The following is a 22,852-nucleotide window of genomic DNA, read 5'->3' as shown; positions in this document are numbered from 1 at the left end:
GACCGATAAGGCGTAAAACAACCAAACCCGACCGCTCACTGGAGTGTTTCGCCCTTTACTCCCTGGGCCATGGCCTGGGGATCCTGCACGATATCCACCACGCGGCAATCCTCACACAGGGTCAGCCGGTGGCGAGCCTTGCTGTCCTGGAACATCCAGTGACCCTCCAGCTTCTTTAACATGTTTTCAATAACCGACCGGGTGGCAAAGGGCTTGCCGCATTCGCTGCAGCAGAAAGGGGGCTCCCGGTGCAGCAGGCGTATCCGGTTGCGTTCCTCCCGATCGAACAGCAGTCTTGGGGTGATCCAGATGGCATCCTCGGGACAGGTCCGGGTACAGATACCGCACTGCAGACAGTTGGCCTCGATAAAACGCAATTGAGGTTCATCCTCCCCCGCCAGCAGCGCCCTGCCGGGGCAGGCACCGACGCAGGCAAGACAGAGTGTGCAGGCATCCGCCTCCACCTGGGCGGTACCGAAGGGTGCACCCACCGTCAGATTGACCATCGGACGGGCCCGTGTGGACTGCTCGAACAGATGATCGATGGCCATGTAGGCGACCTGTCGTTTACCGCCATTGGCAGAAAAATTGGCTGGAGTGATCGCTACCTGTGCGTTCTCGACATCAGCCGACAGACTCTGCTCATCGACCAGCCGAACAGCGCTATCCGGATAACCCAGGGCCGCCAGTATCTCTCCAGCGCTCCCAATCTGCTGTTTAACCGCTTCCCCCACGCGCTCCGGCATCGCCCCCCGATCAAGCAGCAGCACCGATTCGGCGCCATAGGCCAACGCACTCAGCCAGGTCTCCAGTCCGACGCTGGCCAACTCCTCGACCTCAAGCGGGATCAGGTGGGGTTCAAGTGGCGGCGGCGCGCCGTCGGTATCTGCGCTGATCACCAGGACCGGATTCAGTCCACCCGCCTGCCGATAGGTCTTGAGTAACAGACGGACCTGCTCCAGGGTGTCCCTGGGTTGCGGGTAACTGTAGCGGATGGCGCCACTGGGACAGACGGTGGCGCAAACACCACCCCCCTGACAGCGATGAACATCCACGGTGACCTTTTCGATCAGCGAGCTGATCGCCTCGGCCGGACAGGCGTCAATACAGCGGGTACAGGCGATCTGCCCGGAACGCCCGTGGGCACAGATCGAGGCGTCGTAATTGAAGTAGCGTGGCTTGTCGAAAGTACCCACCAGGTCCCTGAGCTGTTCAGCCGCCTGCTCCAGACTGGGCTCATCGGTACCGCTGCAGAGATAACCCGGCGGCTTCATCGGCATGTCCAGCTGCGGTTCGGTTTCCAGATCCAGGATCAGATCCGCCGTGAGTAATTCGGCATTGGGTTTGCCCGGCTCGCCCAACTGTAGCCGGAACGCCCCCAGATGCCCGTCAATGCGCAATGTCCGCCCTGCCTGCGGGATTACCGGTACGCCGGGCAGCTCTTCACCTTCGGTCAACAGCACCTGCGCCCGTAACGGCGGTTGCAACCGGCTGGCAAACTCCAGCGCCTCGTTTCCGCCGATGATCACCACCCTGCCCCGGGACTGAAACTCGATCAGGTCGGTGGCCTCGACCTTGACGCCGGCAAGTGCGGCCAGGGCCGCTGCGCGGGCTCGCTCGTTGCGCACCCGGATGGTATCGGTTATCTGCTCACTCATGATGCCGTTCCATCGTCCGTTGTTAAGCCAGGTTGGCCATTGGCCGCAGAAATCGAATCATTCGCCCCGCTGCCACGGGGATGGGTATCGTCATGGGTCATGGCAGTCTGCCCCCTGGCCTCGGGTTCCGATTCCTGACCCGGGACCGGGGGCCGCTCTTCCGCAGCGGCAATTGCCGGATCTGTCTGGCCCGACTCCATAGCCGCTTTCAGTCGCTCCTCCGCCATGGCCAGCTGATGCCGCATGTCCGCGGTGATGACGTCTCCCAGTTTGGTAAAACTGGTGTAATCGTCATCGTAATCATCCAGGCCGTCCCGGACATTGAAGGCCGCCTGATGAAACAGCTTACGCAACGCCTGCCGGCGCAACGATTCGCTCACCTTTTCCGACAGGAAACCGGTGTAATCGGATGTCTCGTCCAGAGATTCCAGGGGCGGCATATCCGCATCCGTGAGTGGCTGCTCCGAAACTTCCTCGGGAAGCGACGCCTCAGAGGACTCCGCGACCGCCTGGGGCGGTGATGCAGCAGCCCGCTTCAGGCGGGACCAGCGGGAAATAAAACCGCCGGGTGATTGACTATCCACGGCATCCTTCTCACGTCCACTCATAACGCCGCACTCCCGCCAGTCTCCTTGCGCCAATCCGTCAAACGGCGCTTTTGCCTTTTTTCCGGCACAAAGTGATTCAGCACAAACAGCTCGCACCAGCGATAAAGCTCCGGCGGCATGGCAACCGCGTAGACGGTTTCGTCAACCTCCTCGCAGGCATTGGCCTGATCGAAACTGAGGCTGAGCAGAAAAGGGACCGGTGTGCCCTCTCCGTTCTCCCGGGCCATCACAAAACAGCGGGGCGTGGGGGAACAGAGGTTGTGGTAATAGCTCTCACACTCATCGGCATGCAGCTGCAGGCGGAATCCACTGTACAGGTAGTGGCATATCTCACCCTGCTGGTGCACCAGGCTTACCGCCTGCGGCGCCGCCTCCCACGGGGCGGCGGTGACGCCGACTGCCTCCCACAGATAAGTTTGCCAGGGACTTGTCGCGGGTGATCGCTGCATCACTACCGACAGTGAGAAATCGGTTGGCGCCGGCCCATTCAGATCGTCGACAGGTTTCTCGGACATCACACATCGCCTCGTATCCACTCTCCGTCAGAACTCCAACGCAAAGAACATACCAGCCGCTCTGCTAGCGCTCTTAATCAAGGACAAGTGGAACTGCCAGACCAGCCAACGAACTAAATGCAATGAAAATTGCGGCAAAATGTCACAGCTAAACCTGGACATTGGGACAAATGGCACCAGTTGTCCCACCGGACAAACAAGGACCACCGGGACAACTTGACCGGCGGCCGCATGGAGCAATAACCCTAGTAATTAGGTATGGTATTTGCTCGGAGCTGACTCTACACTTTGCCTTGAGGAGTGGTTATGGATGAGTCAGAGTACATCAGCAGCAGTGCTACGACAGAGCGTCAGGGCCTGATCGACCGATTTGGCAGGGAGATTAAGTATCTGCGTATCTCGGTTACCGACCGGTGTGACCTGCGCTGTGTCTACTGTATGTCGGAGGAGATGCAGTTTGTACCCCGCTCCCAGCTGCTGACCCTGGAAGAACTCTACCGTATCGGCAAAACATTCGTCGAACTGGGGGTCAACAAGATCCGCATCACCGGTGGCGAACCCTTGACCCGCCGGAACATCATTCATCTGTTTCAGTCGCTGGGCCAACTGGATGGCCTGAACGATTTCACCCTTACCACCAACGGCACCCAGCTGCCGAAATATGCCAAAGCACTCAAGGCGGCCGGTGTCACCCGGATCAATATCAGCCTGGATACCCTGCAACCGGACCGTTTCCACGCCATCACCCGCACCGGTGAGCTGCAACGCACCCTGGATGGTATCGATGCCGCGCTGGATGCCGGTTTCGGGCGCATCAAGATCAATTCGGTGATTCTGAAACACCGTAATCACGACGAGGTGGTGGATCTGGTGCAGTTCTGCCAGGCGCGCGGCATGGACATCAGCTTCATCGAGGAGATGCCCCTGGGGATAATCAGCGAGCATGATCGCGCCGAGGCCTACTACTCCAGCGACCAGATTCTGCAGGATCTGCAACAGGTGTACTCCCTGCTGCCCACGACGGAAACCACCGGTGGTCCCTCACGCTACTACCGGATCAGCGACAGCGAGACCCGGGTGGGCTTTATCTCTCCCCACAGCCACAACTTCTGCGACAGTTGCAACCGGGTACGTATGACAGCCGAAGGCCGATTGCTGCTCTGCCTCGGTCAGGAACACTCCATGGATCTGCGTCGGGTACTGCGTGCACATCCGCTGGATGATGCACCGTTGCGCGCCGCCATACGAGAATCCATGAATATAAAACCCAAAGGTCACGATTTCGATCTCACCAGTCAACCTGTGCTATTCAGACACATGAACGCCACCGGCGGCTGATCGTAAAATCTGGTGATGTGAATCAACGCACGGCCCTCCGTAACGTGCCATAGTTACACGTGAGAGTATCCAACCGGAGGAATCAACCCATGCTGACTTTTGAAGACTGCCTCGGCCTCTGTGAACTGGATGAAGATGAAATCATGGCCATTGCCGAGCATGAACATGTCCCGGAAATCGTCGCACTGGAGATGGCCCAGTATCTTATCCAACTACCGGACGGAACGGTGACCATCAAGCGCATGATAGTGGAGGATATCCAGCACGCCAGGGAGAACAACAACCTGGCCCATGCGGAACTGCTGCAAAGTGCGCTGAAGCATTTTATCGCCACTCACCCCGAGTTTGACGCATACCGCCGCTGATCCATGCGCCCCGCTGACGAACGTCATTGTGGCGCAGGGGCTGTTGTATGCTGAAACCTGATCCTGCCTCATTCCATCGGATTTTGCCGGCCACAGGTTGAAGAAGGCCGGCGGAGTCTGTACCGGTTGTTACATATAGATCCTCTGCTGCTCTCCCGGATCAGCGACTAACGGTGCCTGAGGGAGCAACCCCGCACCCTTCAGCGGTATGGCGCGAATTACGAAACGGCCCGTGCCTCCCGGCAACAGTGCATCAAAGGGGTAACAGGTGATCAGCGTGAGCAGGGATTGACCCTGATCCAGCAGCCAGAGATCGTCTTTGTCATATACTTCCGCACTGACAACCGCATACATCAACCTGGCACCACTTGCCGGTGTCAGTTCAATCAGGTCACCCGGTTGCAGATCCCGGAGAAACCGGAAATGGGTATCCCGGTGACCACTGAGCACACTGTTGCCAGCCATACCGGGAGCGGCGGTTCCCGCGATATGTCCTGGTCCGAAAGCCAGAGTCCGGCCGCTGGCACCTGACAGGACAACTTGATCAACACCGAGCCGTGGCACCCGCAGCCGGGCCACCGGCCAGGTGTCGGCCCAGGGCCAGGGGCGTACCCGCGCCTCACCCGCCTGGGTGGTCTCCCAGGCCGACTGCAGCAGGTACTGCGCCAGCCAGGCCTTCGCCTTGATATATCCGCCCTCGGCAATCTGCCAGGTACCGGCCAGTATCATCCCGGTGACCAGCAAATGCATCAGGCGATCCCGGGACCGGTTCATAGAACATTCCCCCCATGCGCCTTACCAGCACTCACCGGTCCCACCCGCACCCCGAAGCCGACACCCGGCCAGCGGGAAAAGAGCACTCCGCAGGCCAGCAGCAACAGACCAACCAGGAGGTTCCATTCCGACGCCGTCGCCGTTTGCGGCAGGCTGCCGAACACCTTGGTCGCACTCCAGCCTTGCGGCAGGTTGGTCGGCAGCGCCTTGTTTTCCAGCCCCTGATCCGCCGGTCGGGACGGCGTCTTGTCCACGGCCACCAGGCTGGTATAGCGACTCACCAGCCGGTGGGTCAAGGCAACGTCCAGCACCGCCTTGCGCACCTCGGGCTCGGCAACACCCTGCGCCCGCTGGTCCATCAGATCGGCGATCTTGCGACGGGCCCAGAGCTGATGCACCCCGGACCGTGCCGCCCCGCCCCGCAGGGTGACCTGCTGTTGCCAGGGGACGCCGGCGGCATCGCCCGTGAGGGTCAGCGGCAGGTTCGGTTGTTGCAGCTTCAGCGCCACCAGAACCGGCTCTCCCAGATAGAGATCGGGTATCCGCGCCGGCCACATCTCCACTGGCTGATCTTGCGGCCAGTGGATCTCGATATCGGTAAGTCGCGGCGTCTCCAGCTTGCTGAACAGGGCCGCCATCTTCTCACCCACTTCCGCCACCTTGCCGATGTAGGTGAAGGTGCCCCGACCAAACTGCGCCGCCCGGGTCATGAAAAAGCTGTTCGGTGCCGAGCCGATTCCCACGGTGAACAGACGACTGTCACCAAGTTGCTGATGAATCAGGCTGAACAGCGCCTGCTCGTTACCCACGCTGCCATCGGTGAGAAAGATAATCTGGCGCAACACCCCCTGCTCCGGCTGCTGGCCCAGGGCCAGTTGCAGCGCCGGCAACATCTCGGTCCCGCCATCCGCCACCAGTCGATCGACGTAAGAAAGGGCCCGCTGCAGGTTGTCCGCAGTAGCCGCCACGGCCCGGGAAAACAGCGCCGAGGTTTGATGATTGAACTGGATGACATTGAATCGATCGGCCGTTGTCAGCCGCTCCAGTGCCAGTTTGAGTGCGGCGCGGGCCTGGATGATGGAATCGCCATGCATCGACCCCGATGTGTCGATCACATAGATGACCTCCCTCGGCACACGCAGTGCCGTGGCCCCTGCCGGTGCCGGTGCTGGCGGCATCAACATCAGCAACGCATACTCATCGCCCTGCCACTGTTCATTGAACAGTGCCGCCTGGGGCGCATTCCCTGGCGCGGGCACCCAGAGCAGCTCAAAATCCCGATTCGCCGGCACCTGCGCATCCTGCAGTGTCAACTGATAGATTCCCTGGGCATTTTTTTCTGTATTCACCGCATGATAGACGCTCTCCAGATGTGCCAGCGGCATACCCGGATCCAGCCGAATATGCATCGACACCGGATTGACCGGAGCTTCTGTCGGCGCCACCACCGGCGGCGTGATACGCGAGGCATCGGGCACTTCAGGGGTATCCCGCGCCCAGCCATTGCCCTGAAATGCCGTCACCTCAGGACTCCCCGATGGATATCCCGGAATATAGCGGGGTGCTACCACCAGTGGAAAACGGAGTCTGAACTGCCCCTGGCTGTAGGGAATCGCCTGCTGATACTCGATCTCCACCTGCACCGTCTCACCGGGTGCGATATTGGCCACGGCGGTGGTAAAGATATTCGGGCGCTCCTGGTCCAGCAGGCTGGCCTTTTTCCCTTCCCGCCTGGCCGCTTCGTAGGCTTTTCGCGCCTCGCCCTTTTCGCGGATCTCGCCCTCAATCAGGCGTTCACCGATACGCAACCGCATCCGGTCAACCGCCGCCTCCTCGGGCAGGGGAAACACGTAGCTGCCCTCCACCCATTCAGCGGCGGGATTCCTGAAGCGCTGACGCACCGTCACCCGCGCCAGCATGCCGCTGATATTCATCGCTACATCGGTATGCAGCACCGGCGCTTCCACGACCACACCGCCACTGGCCTGTTTCAGCAGCAGCGAACCACGCTGTACCAGGTCAGGCCGAATCCGTTCTGACTGCAGTGAGCCGACGTTGTCAGCCGCCTCCACCGGCCTGATGAAGATGAACACCAGTAACCCGAGCAACAGCGATGTAACAACACCCGCCAGCAGGGACGCCAGGGAGGTGAACCACATATCCCGTCCCAGATGATTAACCGGTTTTTGCTTTGGCATGACGATCCCCTTGGGTTTTTTTCGGTTTTTGGCTGAACCCGGCCCGCGGAGGCGGGGACAATCGGTAAAGTTCCCGGTTCATCGTCTCCGGGGAACAGTAGAGAAAGTGCTCACTCAGCGGTTGGATGAGCCGACTCATGAGGTGGCCCCCGACAGGAACCGGATCACCACCTGGCGGTCGTAGCCCAACCCCTCGCGGTCCTCGGCCGGATAACGCGCATCCGCCTCGCCATGCGCCTGCCGGACAATGCGCTCCGGGTCCACGCCATGCAGGATCAACTGCCGGCTGACCGCCTCCGCTCGCGCCACACTCAGATTCTGGTTGACCCCCTCCCTGCCACGACGGTCTGCATGGGCATGAATCACTATCCGCAGCTCGCCGATAGTCCGCAGCGCCACTGCCAGATGTGTCAGCTCACGCAGATCATCCGGTTCCATGACGTTTTGCCCGGTTCGAAAATGGATGCGGTGGACAAAGCCGTTGGCTATGGCATCCAACTGCTGTTGATAGCGCGATTTTGCCGACTCCAGCCGTTGTGTCAGTTGCTGCACCTGCGATAGCTGTTGCTGTTCAAGCTGCTCCACCTCCTGCCGGGCACTGCGCAGATCGGATTCGAGCCCCGCACTTCTGCCTGCCAGCACACCCCCGGCGGCACCCAGGATAAGTCCCGGTGGACCAGCCAGGAGCGCACCGGCGATGGCACCGATTCCGGCACCTTGCCACTCACCCGCATAGTGAACGTAACCAGCCATCTGGTCGTCTTCACCAGCCTGCCACTGTTCCAACCCCAACGCCGTTCCCTGCCCCCGGGTCTGATAAGCATTGGCATTGCCAGCCAACATCACACCAACGATCAGGGAATTAACTACCAGTCTATTCATCACACGCTCCCGATTGGTCCAGCGCACCATCCCTGGTGAAGCAGTCATCCTGACTTGCGCCGGTTGCTTGTTATGTTGCGGACATTAAAAGGGAGTGGGATGGCAGGTGGATTTCCTTCTCCGGGCAATCTGCTGACGGATTTGGGCAAAATTGTGGCAATTTGTCCAAGCCGGCCAGCAGCATTGGTACAAATCTGACCACATTCGGGGAGCAGGTTTCGACAAACAGCCGGAAAAACAGGCGGAAAAACCGACTAACTATCGGGAGAACGGATATAAAACCATCGCGGTATGAAATTTGCCTGAAGTATCAGGGCACATCCGAGCAAGACTAGAGAATCCACTGATGGCGGCCTTAATGTCACCCCACAGCGATGCGTTCATGAGTGTCAAGCAGGTGGCCGAATACCTCCACCTGAACGAAAAGAAAATCTACGCACTGGTCAATGAGGGCGGCATTCCGGCCACCAAGGTTACCGGCAAATGGATGTTTCCACGTGAGTTGGTTAACCGCTGGATGCTGGACTCGACTCACGGTGGCCTGCTGAGCGATCGGCTGGTGATCTCCGGCGGGGAAGACCCGCTGCTCTATCATCTGGTCCAGGAATTTGCCCGGGCGACGGGGGCGCATGCCCTGATCAGTTATACCCCTACCAGCACCCGTCTGGGGCTGGACCTACTGCAATCCAACCGGGTGGACACCTGCGGCATTCACTGGGGACCGGATACTGAAAGCCACATCCGTCACCCGGCACTGTTGAGCCAGTATCCCCAGCATCGTCAGTGGGTGCTGATTCGCGCCTTCAAACGGGAACAGGGACTGGTAATCACTCCGGCAATTACCGGGCGGGTCAAAGAGCCACAACCACTGTTTGATCCCCGGTATCGCTGGGTACTGCGGCAGACCGGATCGGGGGCACAGCGATTCCTGCTGGAGCTGCTGAGTCACTACGGCATCGACAAGGACCAATTAAACTGTTGCATCACCGCGCTGTCCGAACGGGAGGCAGCCGCCGCCATCGCCATGCAGCGGGCCGATATCGCACCCGGCACCCGAGCCACGGCAACCGCGTATGGCTTAGGTTTTATACCCTGTGGCTGGGTCTCATTCGATCTCGCCCTACCCCGGGCGATCTGGTTCAGAAAACTGTTTCAGGAACTCCTGACACGATTGAAATCCCAACCGTGCCAGGCAATGGCTGACCTGTTTACCGGCTACAACCTGGATGGTGCCGGAGAGTTGGTTTGGGGGGATGAATAACGGATGGAAACCCCGGCAGGCTCCTAGTCGGGATTTTTCAGCCCTTTCAGGGCAATATCCAGCCGCTCTCCCTCCAGATACTGGAAGCAGCGGGCACTCCACTCATCGGGCGTCATACTGCCATCGGCAAGCATCGCCGAGACCACCTGCCCCCACTGGATCAGGTAGGCATTCGTTTCCAGCAGTTTGGTGTGCTGCTCGAGAATTTCCCGGCGTCTTTTATCCAGCTTCTCAAGCTCTCTTTCAACAAATAACCCATGCTCATCGGTCATGACGGTACCTTTATTAATCGATCAATATCTTTGCGGTATTTGCATGGATAGTATCCTGACACCACAGCCTGCCTCAACTGACAGTCCATATAACTTTCGGAACCTGCAGCCGCAACGTCAACGGAATAGCTTATTGATCACAGCCGACCAAAAACAGATTTCTGAACGGGAACAGCGGCAGCACGAAAAAATCAGCCGGGATACTCAGTCACCCCGGTTGCCGCGCTGCCCACTCATCTCCCAGGCCTGAACTTTTCTCTCCAGCGTCTTGCGCGATATACCCAACAGTCGCGCCGCGGCGGATTTGTTGCCCCCTTCGCGCTCCAGTACCCTGAGAATATGCCGCTTTTCCACACCTTCCAGCTGCAGATCGGCATCGCTATCCCGCGCTACAACTGCCATATCCGCGCTACTCGGCCGGGCCAGGCATTGACTGGGACTACTGTTGAGCAGCAGGCATCGTTCAATTACATTTTTTAGTTCGCGCACATTACCCGGCCAGTTGTAACTACTCAGGCAGGCCAGATCGCCAGCAGAAAATTCCGGCGGCTCAACCCCCAGTTCCGACGCCAGCGACTTGCTGAAGTAGTCGGTCAACACCGGAATATCATCCAATCGTTCCCGCAACGAAGGCATACGGATGGAGAGTACATTCAAGCGGTAAAAGAGATCCTCACGAAACTCCCCGGAGCTCACCAGCTCACCCAGATCCTGGTTGGTTGCGGCGATAATCCGTACCACTACGGGAACCTCCTTGTTGGAACCGACCGGCCGCACCGTTCGATCCTCCAGCACGCGCAACAGATGAGCCTGCATGGAGAGCGGCATCTCGCCAATCTCATCCAGGAAAAGAGTCCCCTCATTGGCATAGGTAAACAACCCTTCACGCGCCTGATGGGCTCCGGTAAAGGCGCCCTTGATATGACCGAACAGCTCACTTTCCAGCAACTCGGCAGAAATAGCGCCGCAATTCACCGGCACAAAACTGCCGGAACGGCCACTCCACTGATGAATCGCCCGGGCGGCCAGCTCTTTCCCCGTGCCGGACTCGCCTTCAATCAGTACGGTCGAGGGCATGGGCGCAACCCGTTTGATCACCTGGCAGAGGCTTCGGATCAGCTCGCACTCCCCCACCATTCCCGACTTGTCAAAAATGTGCTCCACTTGGCGGCGTAGCACGAAATTCTCCCGCTGCATCTTTTGGCGATCCATGTAACGTTTCACCGAAGCCAGCATCTGCTCCATGCGAAAAGGTTTCATGATGAAATCCTCCGCACCGGCACGAAGTGCGGCGACGGCAGTCTCCAGATCGGCATAGGCGGTCATGAAAATCACCCCGGTTGCGGCTCCCTGCCCGCGCAATGCATTCACCCATTCAACGCCGGTGCGTCCCGGCAACCGGATATCCGCAATGATCAAGTCAAAATAGCAGCGATCGTTCAGTACCTCGGCGGCGGCGGCACTGTCGGCAGTCTCCACCAAACCGAAATACTTCTGCAGCCCTCGCTGCAGAAAGCTGCGTATTTCCGGCTCGTGATCCACAATCAGTACCGAGGTCATGCGAGTGTTCGACTCAACCCGGTCTGGGTCCACTAGATGTTCTCCCACTATCATCACCTTGCTTCTGGAATCTGAGAATTAAAAAGCACAAGGAACCACGCGTCCCTGGGGACATATTGTTATTCTGATGCAAAAGGGTGACCGATCAGCCCATGCCGATCCGGACAGAAGGGTAAAATCTGCCCCTGCGCTCTCCAAGTATGGGACATTTTGTCACAATTGCCAGCAAGCACTCTTGGACAGTCTGACCTTACAGCGGGGCATCTATCCCCCAGCCCGGGCGCAGAATAGCCAAACGGGTCCACCCACTCCGATAAACAGCCCGTTTTGTTGATTTTATTCTGACCAGCCAGAGGGAATATCAGGCAAGGTTGTATCAAATCCGACACTCTCACCAATTGGCATTTTTATTGCTAAAACGTATAACAGACGATCAGTCTGAACACACTCTCGCGCCCTGAAGCCTGCCCAGGAGACAAGACGTATGATTGAATTCCCGCTCCCGATCCTGGGATTCAGCGCCTTCAGTGGCACCGGAAAAACCACGTTATTAACCCGATTACTGCCGATACTGACAATGCAAGGCCTGCGTATCGGTGCGATCAAACATGCCCATCACCTGTTCGAGGTGGAGCATCAAAAAAAGGACAGTTATCAATTGCGCCAGGCGGGAGCGGACCAGATGCTGGTGGCATCGCGTAACCGGATGGCCCTGATTACCGAACTGCAGACACGGCACCCGGAACCGACCCTGGCCGAACTGCTCAACGCCCTGAACCTCTCCACGCTGGATCTGGTACTGGTGGAGGGATTCAAAAAAGAGCGTTTTCCGAAGATTGAACTGCACCGGCCCAGTCTGGGCAAGCGACTGCTGTATCCGGATGACCCCGATATCATCGCCATCGCGACTGATGGGCATCTCAGTACCCGGCCGTGCCATATTCCGGTGCTGAATCTCAATCAGCCTGACGAAATCGCCGGTTTTCTCCTCGACTACTGTTTTCAGCAACCGGGACAGCCATCCCATTTGCCGCCGCTGCTTGGGCAACGGCGACTGTAGCGATCCTCCTGCACAGACCATACCGGCGCATCGTCCAAAACAGGGCGGTGCGTGCCCGCCGCCATAACCCCGGCACCCACGGGTGCCCAAACACTCATAAGTCGCAAACAGGCTGGCCAGGCCAATCTTTCGTGCCAGCTCGGCCACTTATTGCCGACCCGGATATGGTGTAGAGTGAGCGGCAAAAGCCACACACCGAGACTATGAAAAAACTGATTGCCATCGTTGAAGACGAACCCGCCATTCGGGAAAACTATGCCGACCTGCTGCGTCGCCACGGCTACGAGGTGCGCGGTTACGCCTCACGCCAGGAGGCCGATGAAGCTTTCCGCGAACGATTGCCCGATCTGGCGATTCTGGATATCGGCCTGAATGACGAGATGGAGGGGGGCTTTACCCTGTGTCGTGAATTGCGCGCCCGCTCCACCACCCTGCCGATCATTTTCCTCACCGCCCGGGATAGCGAGCTGGACACCGTCTCCGGCCTGCGTCTTGGAGCTGACGACTACCTGACCAAGGACATCAGCCTGGCCCACCTGGCGGCGCGTATCTCTGCCCTGTTCCGGCGTATGGAGGCGCTGCGCCAGCCGGTCCAGGAGGAGAAGGTGATGCTGCGTGGCCCATTGCGACTGGACCTGGACCGGCTGCAGGTGAGCTGGAACGACACCCCCATCGACCTGACCCTGACCGAGTTCTGGTTTGTTCATGCCCTCTGCCACCGCCCCGGCCACGTGCGCAGCCGGGACCAGTTGATGGATGCCGCCAACATCCTGGTGGACGCCACCAGCATCAGCACCCACATCAAACGCATCCGGCGAAAATTCGAGGAGTGTGACAGTCAATTCAACGCCATCGAGACCGTCTACGGCATCGGCTATCGCTGGAACAACACCTCGCCCCCTGCCCCGGAATGACCCGCAAACGTCGTTTTTTTCAGAGCATTCGCTTCAAGCTGCTGCTGGTCTCCCTCGCACTGCTGGCTATTCCCTGGGCTGGCTACCGCTACCTGCAGGAGACCGAGCGGTTTTTGCGCCAGACCCAGGAGACCATGCTGCTGGGTACGGCACAGGCAGTGGCGGCCATCCTCCACAACAGTCCGGCCATGATCAACCCTACCCGACACACGATGGGGGACCTGTCCGGCGATCCGCTACAGTATGTCAATCAACTGGAGCGACCGATCCAGTTGGACGGTTACACCGAGGACTGGCTGCCCTATATGGGAAACCTGCAGCGTTTTCCCGAGCAGGGTGAATGGCTGTTCGACAGTATCCTGGGCGAGTACGGTGGTTATCTCTACCTGCTGCTGCGGGTGAATGACCGGCGGGTTCTGTATCACCCCCCAGGCAGCACCCGGCTGGACCAGGGGGATTACATCGACCTCAGGCTGGAATCACCCGATGGAAAGATTACCCGCTACCGTATCGCCACCACCTCACCCGGCTGGGTCAGCGCCCGCGAGATGCCGGACAGGTCTGAAAACCCATTGCCGATTGGCCGTGAAGACAGGATTCAGGGTGAATGGCAGACCTCGGAGAACGGTTACACCCTGGAACTGAGGATTCCCCGCTACCTGATCGGGGAGCGCATCGCGGTTACCGTGGCGGACCTGGATGATACGGCCGGAGAGCTGACCCGTCACCTGGTAAGTTCCACCGGAAACGGCCAACCCGCCCCGCTGGGACGTATCGTACGACCGGACCCGGAGATCGGCCGTCTGATCGGCGGACTGGAACATGAGAATGCCCGCATCTGGGTAGTGAACAACCAGCGACTGGTGCTGGCCAGACGCGGCCGTCTGCAACCACCGGAGACGGTAATCGAAAACGATGAGCCGGTTCAATTCTCCCCACTGCAACCGCTGATGCGACTGATCCTGGACCAGCCCAGCGCGCATTTCCAGGATGACTTCTCCCGCAGCGCCCGTCTGGGAGGTCGCGAGATCGATGCCGCCCTGGCAGGTCAACCGCAGTCGCGCCGCCGCAGCACGACCGATGGGCGGGCAGTGATCCTCTCTGCCGCGTGGCCGATCCAGTCATCCAGTGGCGTGGCCGGAGCCGTGCTGGTAGAGCAGACCACCAACCGGATTCTCAGTCTGCAAAACCAGGCACTGGAACAGATCACCGGCATTACCCTGGCACTGTTTCTGTTCATCGGACTGGCGATTCTTGGTTTTGCCAGTCTGCTGACAGCGCGCATCCGCCGGCTCAGCCAGCGCATTGAAAAGGCGGTAACCACCGATGGCCGGATTCTCGGTCCGCTGACGGCAGACAGATCCAATGATGAAATTGGCGATCTGAGCCACAGCTTCTCGGGCGTACTGAATCGACTCGCGGAGTACAATCGCTATCTGGAGGCGATGGCCTCGCGTCTCGCCCATGAGTTCCGAACCCCGTTGACCATTGTCCGCTCCTCCCTGGAAAATCTCCAGACTGACACCGCGGACGGGGATCAACAGCGCTACATCCTGCGGGCCCAGGAAGGGATAGAACGGCTCGGACTGATCCTGCATCGTATGCGCGAGGCGACCCGGCTGGAACAGCAGCTGGCGCAGACCGAGATGCTGTCGTTCGATCTCGGTGCGCTACTGGATATGGCCCTGGAAGGATATGGCAGCGCCTTCCCGCAGGTGATGTTCCAGCTCGATCGTTGCGAAGGCCCGGTTATAATCCATGGCGCCCCCGATCTGATCAGTCAGGCGCTGGATAAATTGATCAGCAACGCCGTCGACTTCCATCAGCCCGGCACCGCTATTCAACTGATATTGAAAAGAACCGACCGGCATCATGTCCGGCTAAGCGTCCGCAACAGCGGCCCGCCACTCCCGCAGGGCATGGAGCAGGAGCTGTTTTCATCCATGGTTTCCATCCGCAAAAACAGCGGCAACGAACCGCACCTGGGACTGGGACTCTATCTGGTGCGACTGATCAGCGAGTTTCACGGCGGGCGTGCCGAGGCGGATACCCTGGAATCACCGTCAGCCGTCGAGTTCAGCCTGCTGCTCCCGGTCATTCCGCAATCCCGCTAAAAACCCGGGAGCCCGTCGGACTGTCAATTCTTGATACCGATGCCCCGGTTGAGCAGATAGAGACTGAAGCCGGTAAGCGCCACGATAAACAGGACGACAATGCCCAGGGCCACACCCATGGGGATATCCGACACACCGAGCAGGCCATAGCGGAAGGCGTTGACCATATAGAGTATGGGATTGGCCAATGAGACCTGCTGCCAGAACTCCGGCAGCATACTGATGGAATAGAAGACGCCGCCCAGGTAGGTCAACGGGGTGAGAATAAAGGTCGGTACAATGGAAATGTCATCAAAGCTGTTGGCATAGACCGCATTGATGAAACCGGCGAGGGAGAAGAGGATCGCGGTGAGAATGAACACCGTCAGGGTCCAGCCATAACTCTGCACCTGGATGTCGGTAAAAAACAGCGACACACTGGTGACGGCGATGCCCACCATCACGCCACGCGCCACGCCGCCCGCCACGTAGCCGGCCAGGATCACCCAGTTGGGTACCGGCGATATGATCAACTCCTCCACATGGCGCTGGAACTTGCTGCTGAAGAATGACGAGACCACGTTGGAATAGGAATTGGTGATCACCGCCATCAGGATCAGTCCGGGTACGATGAAATCGATATAGCTGAAACCATCCATTTCACCGATACGCGAGCCTATCAGATTACCGAAAATAATGTAGTAGAGCACCGTGGTGATCACCGGCGGCAGGATGGTCTGCAGCCAGATGCGGGTAAAGCGCAGCAACTCCTTGGTGAAAATGGTCTGGAAGGCGGTCAGGTAACGACTATAACGGGTCATTGCGCCGCTCCATTCCTGGCGCTCTCCACCATGTTCATGAACAGTTGCTCCAGGCGGTTCTGCTTATTGCGTAACGAGGTGACACCGATTTCGTGCAATGAGAGTTGCTCGAAGAGCTGGTTGATGCTCTGTTCGCTGTTGACCGCTACCTCGACCCGCTGTTCATCCAGCCGTTTCAGTTCAAAGCCCTGCAGCGACGGTAGTTCATTCAACGGATCCCGCAGATTCAGCACAAAGGTTTCGGTGTGCAACTGATGCAGCAACCGATCCATGCGCGAATGCTCCACAATGCGCCCCTGGTTGATGATGGCGATATTGCGGCAGAGACTCTCCGCCTCTTCCAGATAATGGGTGGTGAGGATAATGGTGGTCCCCTGACGGTTCAGCTCACTCATGAACTCCCACATGGAACGGCGGATCTCGATATCCACCCCGGCCGTCGGCTCATCCAGGATCAGCAGCTTCGGCCGGTGTACCAGCGCCCGGGCGATCATTAACCGACGCTTCATACCACCCGACAGGGTACGCGACATCTGCTGGCGTTTGTCCCACAAATCCAGCTGTCTCAGACTCGCCTCGGCGCGCCGCCACGCCTCTTTCCGGGGTATACCGTAGAAGCCGGCCTGATTGACCACAATCTCGCCGATCGGCTCCCACATGTTGAAATTGAACTCCTGCGGCACCAATCCGATGCAGGATTTGACCCCTTCGGGGTCGTTATCCAGATCGTGGCCAAACACCTCCACGTGACCAGAGGTTTTATTGACCAGAGAACTGATAATACCGATAGCCGTCGACTTGCCGGCCCCATTGGGTCCCAGCAGGGCGAAGAAGTCGCCCTGCTGTACGGTGATATCAACCCCCTTGAGGGCCTCAAAACCGTTCTTGTAGACCTTTCTCAGGTCCCTGATATTCAGTGCATTCATGGGGTAACGATAAATCCGGATAACCGATCTGGGATGCAGGCGCACAATAGTTGAACTGTATCACCGGATCAACCACCCGGATGGATCCCGCACCTACTCTCAAGGCCATCCAGCCTATATGGTGTCGCCACCGATGAAATCAACCGTGGGCAAAGCATACAACCCGAGCAATGTCGGGGAGACGATCCAGGCAAAACCGATATAATGGGGCAAAGCGTTTGGGACATCTCCCGGCCATAACAATATCCTTGAGGTATAGGCATGAACAGAATCACCCTCGTCGGGGCCGGCTTCGCGGCACTGACCGCCGTGCAGAAACTGCGCGCCGCCGATCCGACCGCCGAGATCACCCTGGTCGCACCGGCAGCCGAATTCACCTACCTTCCCGGCACCATCTGGATCCCGTCCGGACTGCGTCAGCCTGAGGATCTGAAGATCGATCTGGGCAACTTCTTCCGCCGCATGCGCGTGAACTACCATCAGGGATCGGCTAGCGGGCTCAAGGCAGGGGGGCGCATCCTGGTAACCGACCAGGGCGAGATCGAAAACGACGGGCTGATCATCTGTTCCGGCGGACGCTTCATCAAAAAACTTCCCGGTATCGAACACGCCATTACCCCCTGCGAGGGCATCCCGGCGGCAGTAAAAATAAAAGACCGGCTGCAGGCGTTGCAGGGCGGCACCATCGCCGTCGGTTTCTCGGGCAATCCGAAAGAGCCCTCTGCCATGCGCGGTGGCCCGATGTTTGAATTTCTCTTCGGTATCGACCGGCAACTGCGCCGCGAGGGCCGTCGGGACCGCTTCAAGCTGGTGTTCTTCACCCCGGCACCGGAACCGGGCAAGCGTCTCGGCCCCAAGGCGGTCGCGGGCCTGCTTCGGGAGATGCAAAAGCGCGGCATCGAGACCCATCTGGGGCACAAGATGAAACAGTTCACCGACAGCAAGGTGATTACCGAGGGAGGGGAGTTCGCCGCCGACCTGATCCTGTTCATGCCCGGTATGACCGGAAACCAGTGGTTTGATAACACGGATCTTCCCAGGTCGGAGGGTGGCCTGATCAGGGCGGATGCCCAGTGCCGGGTGGAGGGGATGGAGCGGGTTTATGTGGCGGGTGATTCCGGCAGCTATCCCGGCCCCGACTGGATGCCGAAACAGGCCCACATGGCCGACCTGCAGGCGGAGGCCGCGGCGGCCAACCTGCTGGCCGAGCTGAACGGCGAGCAGCCCACCCGGACCTTCAAGGTGGAGCTGTTCTGTATTGTTGACAGCCAGACCACCGGCAGCCTGGTGGCACGTACGCCGAAGTACAACATTGCACTACCACAGATGCGGGCATTCCACTGGATGAAGCGGTTGTTCGAGTGGTGGTATCTGCGGCAGTACCGCTAACCCCACTGCCTGTAGGAGGCTCGCCCTCGGCCGATTGGTCGCAACACCGCTGCAGGGTCAAACATCGCGGCGAGGGCGCCGCTCCTGCCGGTTCGGCGGCTATTTACCCGGACGTACCAGCCCGCCCAGGCCCATCTCATCGAGGGATTTCTCCATCAGTTCACGCACCTGACGCGCATCGGTCATGCGCAATGCCGCCTGCAGCAGGCTCTTCGCCCGGGCCCGGCTGTAGCTGCGGATCACCCACTTGATCTTGAGCAGGCTGCCGGCACTCATACTGAGACTATCCACCCCCATGCCGAGCAGCAGTACCGCGGCCAGCGGGTTGCCCGCCAGTTCGCCACAGACACTCACCGGCCGGCGATAGATGGCTGCCCCCTCGACTATCTGCACCAATGCCCGCAGCACGGCGGGATGCATATCATCAAAAATGGCGGCAACACGGGGATTGTTCCGGTCCACCGCCAGCAGATACTGGGTCAGATCATTGGTGCCGACAGAGAGAAAATCGACCCGGCGCGCAATCTCGTCAATCTGGTAGACCGCCGACGGTACCTCGATCATCACCCCCACCGGGGGCATCACCACGTCGTAGTTCTCTTCCAGCAGCTCATCATGGGCGCGTTGAATCAGCATCTGCAGCTCATCCACTTCCGAGACCTTACTGATCATGGGCAACATGATCTGCAGATTGTTCAGCCCGATATTGGCTCGTATCATGGCGCGAATCTGGGTCAGGAAGATCTCCGGATGATCAAGGGAGATGCGCACCCCGCGCCAGCCGAGGAACGGATTGGATTCCACAAAGGGGAAATAGGGCAGCGGCTTGTCGCCGCCGATATCCAGGGTACGCAGAATCACCGGGCGCGGCGCGAACGAACTCAGCATCTGCTGATAGCTCTCGACCTGAACCTCCTCACCCGGAAAACGATCCCGCACGATATAGAGCAGTTCGGTACGGTGCAAACCGACCCCTTCTGACTCCTCCAGCCCCACAGTCATGACATCGGATATCAGACCGGTATTCAGATAGAGCGGCACAGTCACACCATCGGTGGTCTCCGCCTTCAGGCCCTTCATGGCTTCCAGGTCCCGGGATATCTCGGACTCTTCCTTGGCCAGGCGGGCGTATTCGTCACTGACAGACGGATCAGGCGAGACATAAACCCGGCCGCGGTACCCGTCTACGATAATCTCCAGACCTTCCAATCTGCCCACTGGCAGATCGGTCACGCCCATCACTGCCGGAGCACCCATGGCGCGCGCCAGGATCGCTACATGGGAAGAGCTGGAGCCCTTGGCAGAGACGATAGCCGCCAACCGTTCCGTCGGCACCTCGGCCAGTTGCACGGCGCTGATATCATCCCCAACCAGGATGGTCTTTTCCGGGTAATGGATCTCGCGGGGCTTATCCAGTTGCAGGTGCATCAGAATACGCCGGCCGAGATCACGGATATCCGAGGCTCGCTCGCGCAGATAGACATCATCCATGTTATCGAATACCCGGGCATGGATTTCGATGGTGTGGCGTAGCGCACTCTGCGCCCACTGCCCCTGCTCGATACGCTCCACGGTCTGACTCACCAGGGCGTCACTGCCGAGCATCAACAACAGTGCATCAAACAGCGCCTGCTCTTCAACCGGCAGTTCGGTTGAGAGACGCTCCTTGAGGGTTTTCAGCTCCTGCCGGGTCATGGCAACAGCTTCCTTGAACGCGGTCACTTCCGACTGGATATTCTCTGTTGTGCGATCCGGTACCGCATCAAGATCCGCCAGTTGATAAGCCACCACAGCCTTTCCCGTGACCACCCCTGGAGCACTTGGCTGTCCACTGAGATAGCGATTCAGCGGACTACGCGTGGGCTGCAGTTGGGTCAGTTCACCGCTGGCCCGGGCATAGGTAATCGCACCAGCCAGTTGTGCCGCCAGGGTGAACAGGAAGGTAACCTCGTTATCATCGAATTTACGCGACTGCACCTGCCGCACCACCAGCACCCCCAGCACCTTACGGTTCTGGATAATGGGTACACCGAGGAAACCCCGGTATTGGGTTTCACCCGTGGCGTGAATAAAGAGGTAGCGGGGATGCTCCGTCGCATCATCGAGATTGACCGGCTCGGCGCGCTCACAAACCAGACCTACCAGGCCACGGTGCATCGGCAGGCTGACCTTGCCGACCGCCTCCTGACGCAGACCCTCGGTAGCCAGCAGAACATGCTCGCGCCGATCAAAATCGGTCAAATAGACCGAACAGACATCGGCCTTAATCGCCTGCTTTACCCGCTGCACGATCAGCTTTAACGCCTCTCCCAGATCCGGAGCCGCATTAACCTCTTGTACAATCCGATGAAGTATTTCAAGCATGATTTTGTCTTTACAGATCGCGTTACGAAATAGGTGGCCTGCCTCCGGGCATCAGCAAGAAGGCAGCGTTTCTCCCACTCTGAGATACCCGCATCAAGGAAAGCAGCCATTCAACTGTCCTCTCCAAGAGGCCAGCTGAATGGCTACGACTGGCTAGGAGCGCCTGTTCTGGCGAAGATAATTGGTCTGCGTCCGGGCAGGGGCGCCCTCAGGAAACAGCAGTGGTGCCAGTTCCTCAAGTGCCTGCACATAGACCTTGCGCTTGAAATAGACCACCTCGCGTAACGGGTGCCAATACTTTACCCATCGCCAACTATCAAATTCCGGCTTGGGCGCATGATCCAGACAGAAATCTGTCTCTTCACACAGCACCCGCAACAGATACCAGAGCTGTTTCTGGCCAATGCAGAGCGGTTTGCAGTGGTGGCGCAGAAACCGCTTCGGCAAACGGTACCTGAGCCAGCCCGACGTCACACCGATGATCTCAACCTGGTGCTGTCGCAGTCCCACCTCTTCCTCAAGTTCGCGAAACATCGCCTGTTCCGGCGTCTCGCCCTTGTTGATCCCACCCTGGGGGAACTGCCAGGCATCCTGCCCTATGCGTCTTCCCCAGAATAGTTGCCGCTGATTATTGCAAAGTATGATGCCGACGTTAGGTCTATACCCTTCTGAATCAATCAAAGGAAAACCTATATAAGAATCAATAAACTGACTTGATTGTTCCACAATCCACCGTACTCCGGCAACCACTAGCATCCTGCTCCTCCTCCCAGCCACCCGCTTTTTCCACCTCCGCACCACGGCGGCTTATACCGACACTGAGTTCTGGGTTAGAATGGCCGCCCATTTCACCAGGAGCAGTGACCTTGCCTTTAGCCATATTTGATCTCGACAACACCTTGCTTAATGGTGATTCAGACCATCTCTGGGGCCAGTTTCTGGCCGAGCAGGGCATTGTTGATGGCGACTGGTACGAGCGCGAAAACGACCGTTTCTACCAGGAATATAAGGAGGGGACGCTGGATATACATGAGTTCCTGCGCTTCTCCCTGAAACCACTCAGCCAGCATTCACCGGAGCAGTTGCGCCAGTGGCACCAGGCATTTATGCATGAAAAGATCGAACCCATCCTGCTACCGGCCGCTCAAATACTGATCGACAAACACCGGGCCGCGGGCGATACCCTGATGATCATTACCGCCACCAACGCCTTTGTGACCGCACCAATCGCCGCCGCCTTTGGCATTGAACACCTGATTGCCACCGACCCGGAGATGGTCGGTGGCCGCTATACCGGTGAAGTGGCTGGAACCCCCTGCTTTCAAGAGGGCAAGGTGACCCGATTGAAGCAATGGCTGGAACAGCATCGGCAGAATCTTGCCGGAAGCAGTTTTTACAGCGACTCTCACAACGACTTGCCGCTGTTAAGGCAGGTGGAACACCCGATTGCCGTTGATCCCGATGAAACCCTGGCACAACACGCCCGCAAGCACGGCTGGCCCATCATCACCCTGCGCGAATAAACCGCATGCTATAGTCGACCTATCTGGTGCGGATTGAGCAGGCAAAGAATATGAAGCAGAAACCCTTTCTTCTGATAGTCGCCGTCCTGATCGGTGTCATTATCTACGCCTACTACGCCCCGAAGGAGTCCCCGGAGCGGGCCACCACACTGACACCAAAACAGTACATCGAACTGGTGGAACAGAAAAAGCAGGAGCGGAAGGCAGAGGCGGCGGAAGAGGAAAAACAGCAGGATTCGGAGAAAGCACAGCAGTAGCATCCACGCTGCCAAATGCAGGTGAGACGTTCACCGACCTACGAACCACAAGGCTAATGGCAGAAAATCAGCAG

21 protein-coding genes are annotated in these 22,852 nt (G+C 58.7%); 9 read left to right on the top strand and 12 right to left on the bottom strand.

Translation table 11 applies throughout. The features are described from left to right. Positions 1-35 precede the first annotated feature (35 nt). From ACHZBF_RS01775 to ACHZBF_RS01765, 3 genes are read right to left on the bottom strand one after another with little or no spacing between them, the layout of a single operon-like run. Entirely contained in the window at positions 36-1,658 is a 1,623-nt protein-coding gene (locus ACHZBF_RS01775) for a 4Fe-4S binding protein (RefSeq protein WP_321527489.1), read from the bottom strand. Beyond that, positions 1,655-2,266, bottom strand: a complete 612-nt coding sequence (locus ACHZBF_RS01770) for a DUF3306 domain-containing protein (protein ID WP_321527488.1) — start codon at positions 2,264-2,266, stop codon at positions 1,655-1,657. Before ACHZBF_RS01770 ends, ACHZBF_RS01775 begins: the two co-directional genes overlap by 4 nt. Next, a complete protein-coding gene (locus tag ACHZBF_RS01765) occupies positions 2,263-2,781 on the bottom strand; it encodes a DUF3305 domain-containing protein (RefSeq protein ID WP_029133276.1) in 519 nt (172 codons plus the stop codon). The genes ACHZBF_RS01770 and ACHZBF_RS01765 overlap by 4 nt, the downstream gene beginning before the upstream one ends. 306 nt (positions 2,782-3,087) lie before the next feature. Here ACHZBF_RS01765 and moaA point away from each other — a divergent pair, with 306 nt between their 5' ends. Further along, positions 3,088-4,119 (top strand): GTP 3',8-cyclase MoaA, encoded by a 1,032-nt coding sequence (moaA, locus tag ACHZBF_RS01760; protein WP_037375115.1) that lies wholly within the window; start codon positions 3,088-3,090, stop codon positions 4,117-4,119. An 89-nt stretch (positions 4,120-4,208) separates the two neighbouring features. Then, the gene (locus ACHZBF_RS01755) at positions 4,209-4,484 is read left to right on the top strand and encodes a hypothetical protein (protein ID WP_029133278.1); all 276 of its coding nucleotides are present in this window, start codon (positions 4,209-4,211) and stop codon (positions 4,482-4,484) included. Between the two features lie 129 nt (positions 4,485-4,613). Here the strand turns inward: ACHZBF_RS01755 and ACHZBF_RS01750 are convergent, their stop codons facing one another. From ACHZBF_RS01750 to ACHZBF_RS01740, 3 genes are all read right to left on the bottom strand, one after another. After that, positions 4,614-5,258, bottom strand: coding sequence for a class GN sortase (locus ACHZBF_RS01750; RefSeq protein ID WP_321527487.1), 645 nt, complete (start codon positions 5,256-5,258; stop codon positions 4,614-4,616). Continuing rightward, positions 5,255-7,456: a marine proteobacterial sortase target protein gene (locus tag ACHZBF_RS01745; protein WP_321527486.1), complete on the bottom strand. Its 2,202-nt coding sequence runs from the start codon at positions 7,454-7,456 to the stop codon at positions 5,255-5,257. Before ACHZBF_RS01745 ends, ACHZBF_RS01750 begins: the two co-directional genes overlap by 4 nt. Positions 7,457-7,591: 135 nt before the next feature. After that, the gene (locus ACHZBF_RS01740) at positions 7,592-8,338 is read right to left on the bottom strand and encodes an OmpA family protein (protein ID WP_321527485.1); all 747 of its coding nucleotides are present in this window, start codon (positions 8,336-8,338) and stop codon (positions 7,592-7,594) included. A gap of 358 nt (positions 8,339-8,696) precedes the next feature. Between ACHZBF_RS01740 and ACHZBF_RS01735 the strand changes: the two genes are divergently transcribed. Next, positions 8,697-9,599 (top strand): helix-turn-helix transcriptional regulator, encoded by a 903-nt coding sequence (locus ACHZBF_RS01735; RefSeq protein WP_029133280.1) that lies wholly within the window; start codon positions 8,697-8,699, stop codon positions 9,597-9,599. Positions 9,600-9,622: 23 nt separating this feature from the next. Here the strand turns inward: ACHZBF_RS01735 and ACHZBF_RS01730 are convergent, their stop codons facing one another. Both ACHZBF_RS01730 and ACHZBF_RS01725 read right to left on the bottom strand, forming a co-directional pair. Further along, complete coding sequence (locus ACHZBF_RS01730) at positions 9,623-9,871, bottom strand: hypothetical protein (RefSeq protein WP_273438883.1); 249 nt, start codon at positions 9,869-9,871, stop codon at positions 9,623-9,625. 204 nt (positions 9,872-10,075) lie between these two features. Further along, positions 10,076-11,479: a sigma-54-dependent transcriptional regulator gene (locus ACHZBF_RS01725; protein ID WP_321527484.1), complete on the bottom strand. Its 1,404-nt coding sequence runs from the start codon at positions 11,477-11,479 to the stop codon at positions 10,076-10,078. Between the two features lie 436 nt (positions 11,480-11,915). Here ACHZBF_RS01725 and mobB point away from each other — a divergent pair, with 436 nt between their 5' ends. The 3 genes from mobB to pdsS all read left to right on the top strand — a co-directional run bounded on the left by mobB (position 11,916) and on the right by pdsS (position 15,519). Further along, the gene (gene mobB / locus ACHZBF_RS01720) at positions 11,916-12,491 is read left to right on the top strand and encodes a molybdopterin-guanine dinucleotide biosynthesis protein B (RefSeq protein ID WP_273438881.1); all 576 of its coding nucleotides are present in this window, start codon (positions 11,916-11,918) and stop codon (positions 12,489-12,491) included. A 203-nt stretch (positions 12,492-12,694) separates the two neighbouring features. Beyond that, positions 12,695-13,405, top strand: a complete 711-nt coding sequence (gene pdsR / locus ACHZBF_RS01715) for a proteobacterial dedicated sortase system response regulator (protein WP_273438880.1) — start codon at positions 12,695-12,697, stop codon at positions 13,403-13,405. Further along, complete coding sequence (gene pdsS / locus ACHZBF_RS01710; protein WP_321527483.1) at positions 13,402-15,519, top strand: proteobacterial dedicated sortase system histidine kinase; 2,118 nt, start codon at positions 13,402-13,404, stop codon at positions 15,517-15,519. Before pdsR ends, pdsS begins: the two co-directional genes overlap by 4 nt. A gap of 23 nt (positions 15,520-15,542) precedes the next feature. Here pdsS and ACHZBF_RS01705 read toward each other — a convergent pair whose 3' ends face one another. Both ACHZBF_RS01705 and ACHZBF_RS01700 read right to left on the bottom strand, forming a co-directional pair. Further along, a complete protein-coding gene (locus ACHZBF_RS01705; RefSeq protein WP_029133284.1) occupies positions 15,543-16,319 on the bottom strand; it encodes an ABC transporter permease in 777 nt (258 codons plus the stop codon). After that, positions 16,316-17,245 carry an ABC transporter ATP-binding protein gene (locus ACHZBF_RS01700; RefSeq protein ID WP_321527482.1) on the bottom strand — a complete coding sequence of 310 codons (930 nt, stop codon included), beginning with the start codon at positions 17,243-17,245 and terminating at the stop codon, positions 16,316-16,318. Before ACHZBF_RS01700 ends, ACHZBF_RS01705 begins: the two co-directional genes overlap by 4 nt. A gap of 261 nt (positions 17,246-17,506) precedes the next feature. Between ACHZBF_RS01700 and ACHZBF_RS01695 the strand changes: the two genes are divergently transcribed. Beyond that, positions 17,507-18,634 (top strand): NAD(P)/FAD-dependent oxidoreductase, encoded by a 1,128-nt coding sequence (locus ACHZBF_RS01695; protein WP_321527481.1) that lies wholly within the window; start codon positions 17,507-17,509, stop codon positions 18,632-18,634. 99 nt (positions 18,635-18,733) lie between these two features. On the opposite strand, the gene ptsP is transcribed toward ACHZBF_RS01695, so the two are convergent. Both ptsP and ACHZBF_RS01685 read right to left on the bottom strand, forming a co-directional pair. Beyond that, positions 18,734-20,998, bottom strand: a complete 2,265-nt coding sequence (gene ptsP, locus ACHZBF_RS01690; RefSeq protein ID WP_321527480.1) for a phosphoenolpyruvate--protein phosphotransferase — start codon at positions 20,996-20,998, stop codon at positions 18,734-18,736. Positions 20,999-21,151: 153 nt separating this feature from the next. Further along, positions 21,152-21,679: an RNA pyrophosphohydrolase gene (locus tag ACHZBF_RS01685; RefSeq protein ID WP_037375165.1), complete on the bottom strand. Its 528-nt coding sequence runs from the start codon at positions 21,677-21,679 to the stop codon at positions 21,152-21,154. 185 nt (positions 21,680-21,864) lie between these two features. Here ACHZBF_RS01685 and ACHZBF_RS01680 point away from each other — a divergent pair, with 185 nt between their 5' ends. Both ACHZBF_RS01680 and ACHZBF_RS01675 read left to right on the top strand, forming a co-directional pair. After that, positions 21,865-22,521, top strand: a complete 657-nt coding sequence (locus ACHZBF_RS01680) for a histidinol-phosphatase (protein ID WP_321527479.1) — start codon at positions 21,865-21,867, stop codon at positions 22,519-22,521. Between the two features lie 50 nt (positions 22,522-22,571). Further along, positions 22,572-22,778 (top strand): hypothetical protein, encoded by a 207-nt coding sequence (locus ACHZBF_RS01675; RefSeq protein WP_029133290.1) that lies wholly within the window; start codon positions 22,572-22,574, stop codon positions 22,776-22,778. The last annotated feature ends 74 nt before the right edge of the window (positions 22,779-22,852 follow it).

Origin of the sequence: Sedimenticola selenatireducens, assembly GCF_963675335.2 — a bacterium.
In the GTDB taxonomy this organism is placed as follows: Bacteria; Pseudomonadota; Gammaproteobacteria; order Chromatiales; family Chromatiaceae; genus Sedimenticola; species Sedimenticola selenatireducens.
This window is presented reverse-complemented; position numbering and strand designations above follow the sequence as displayed.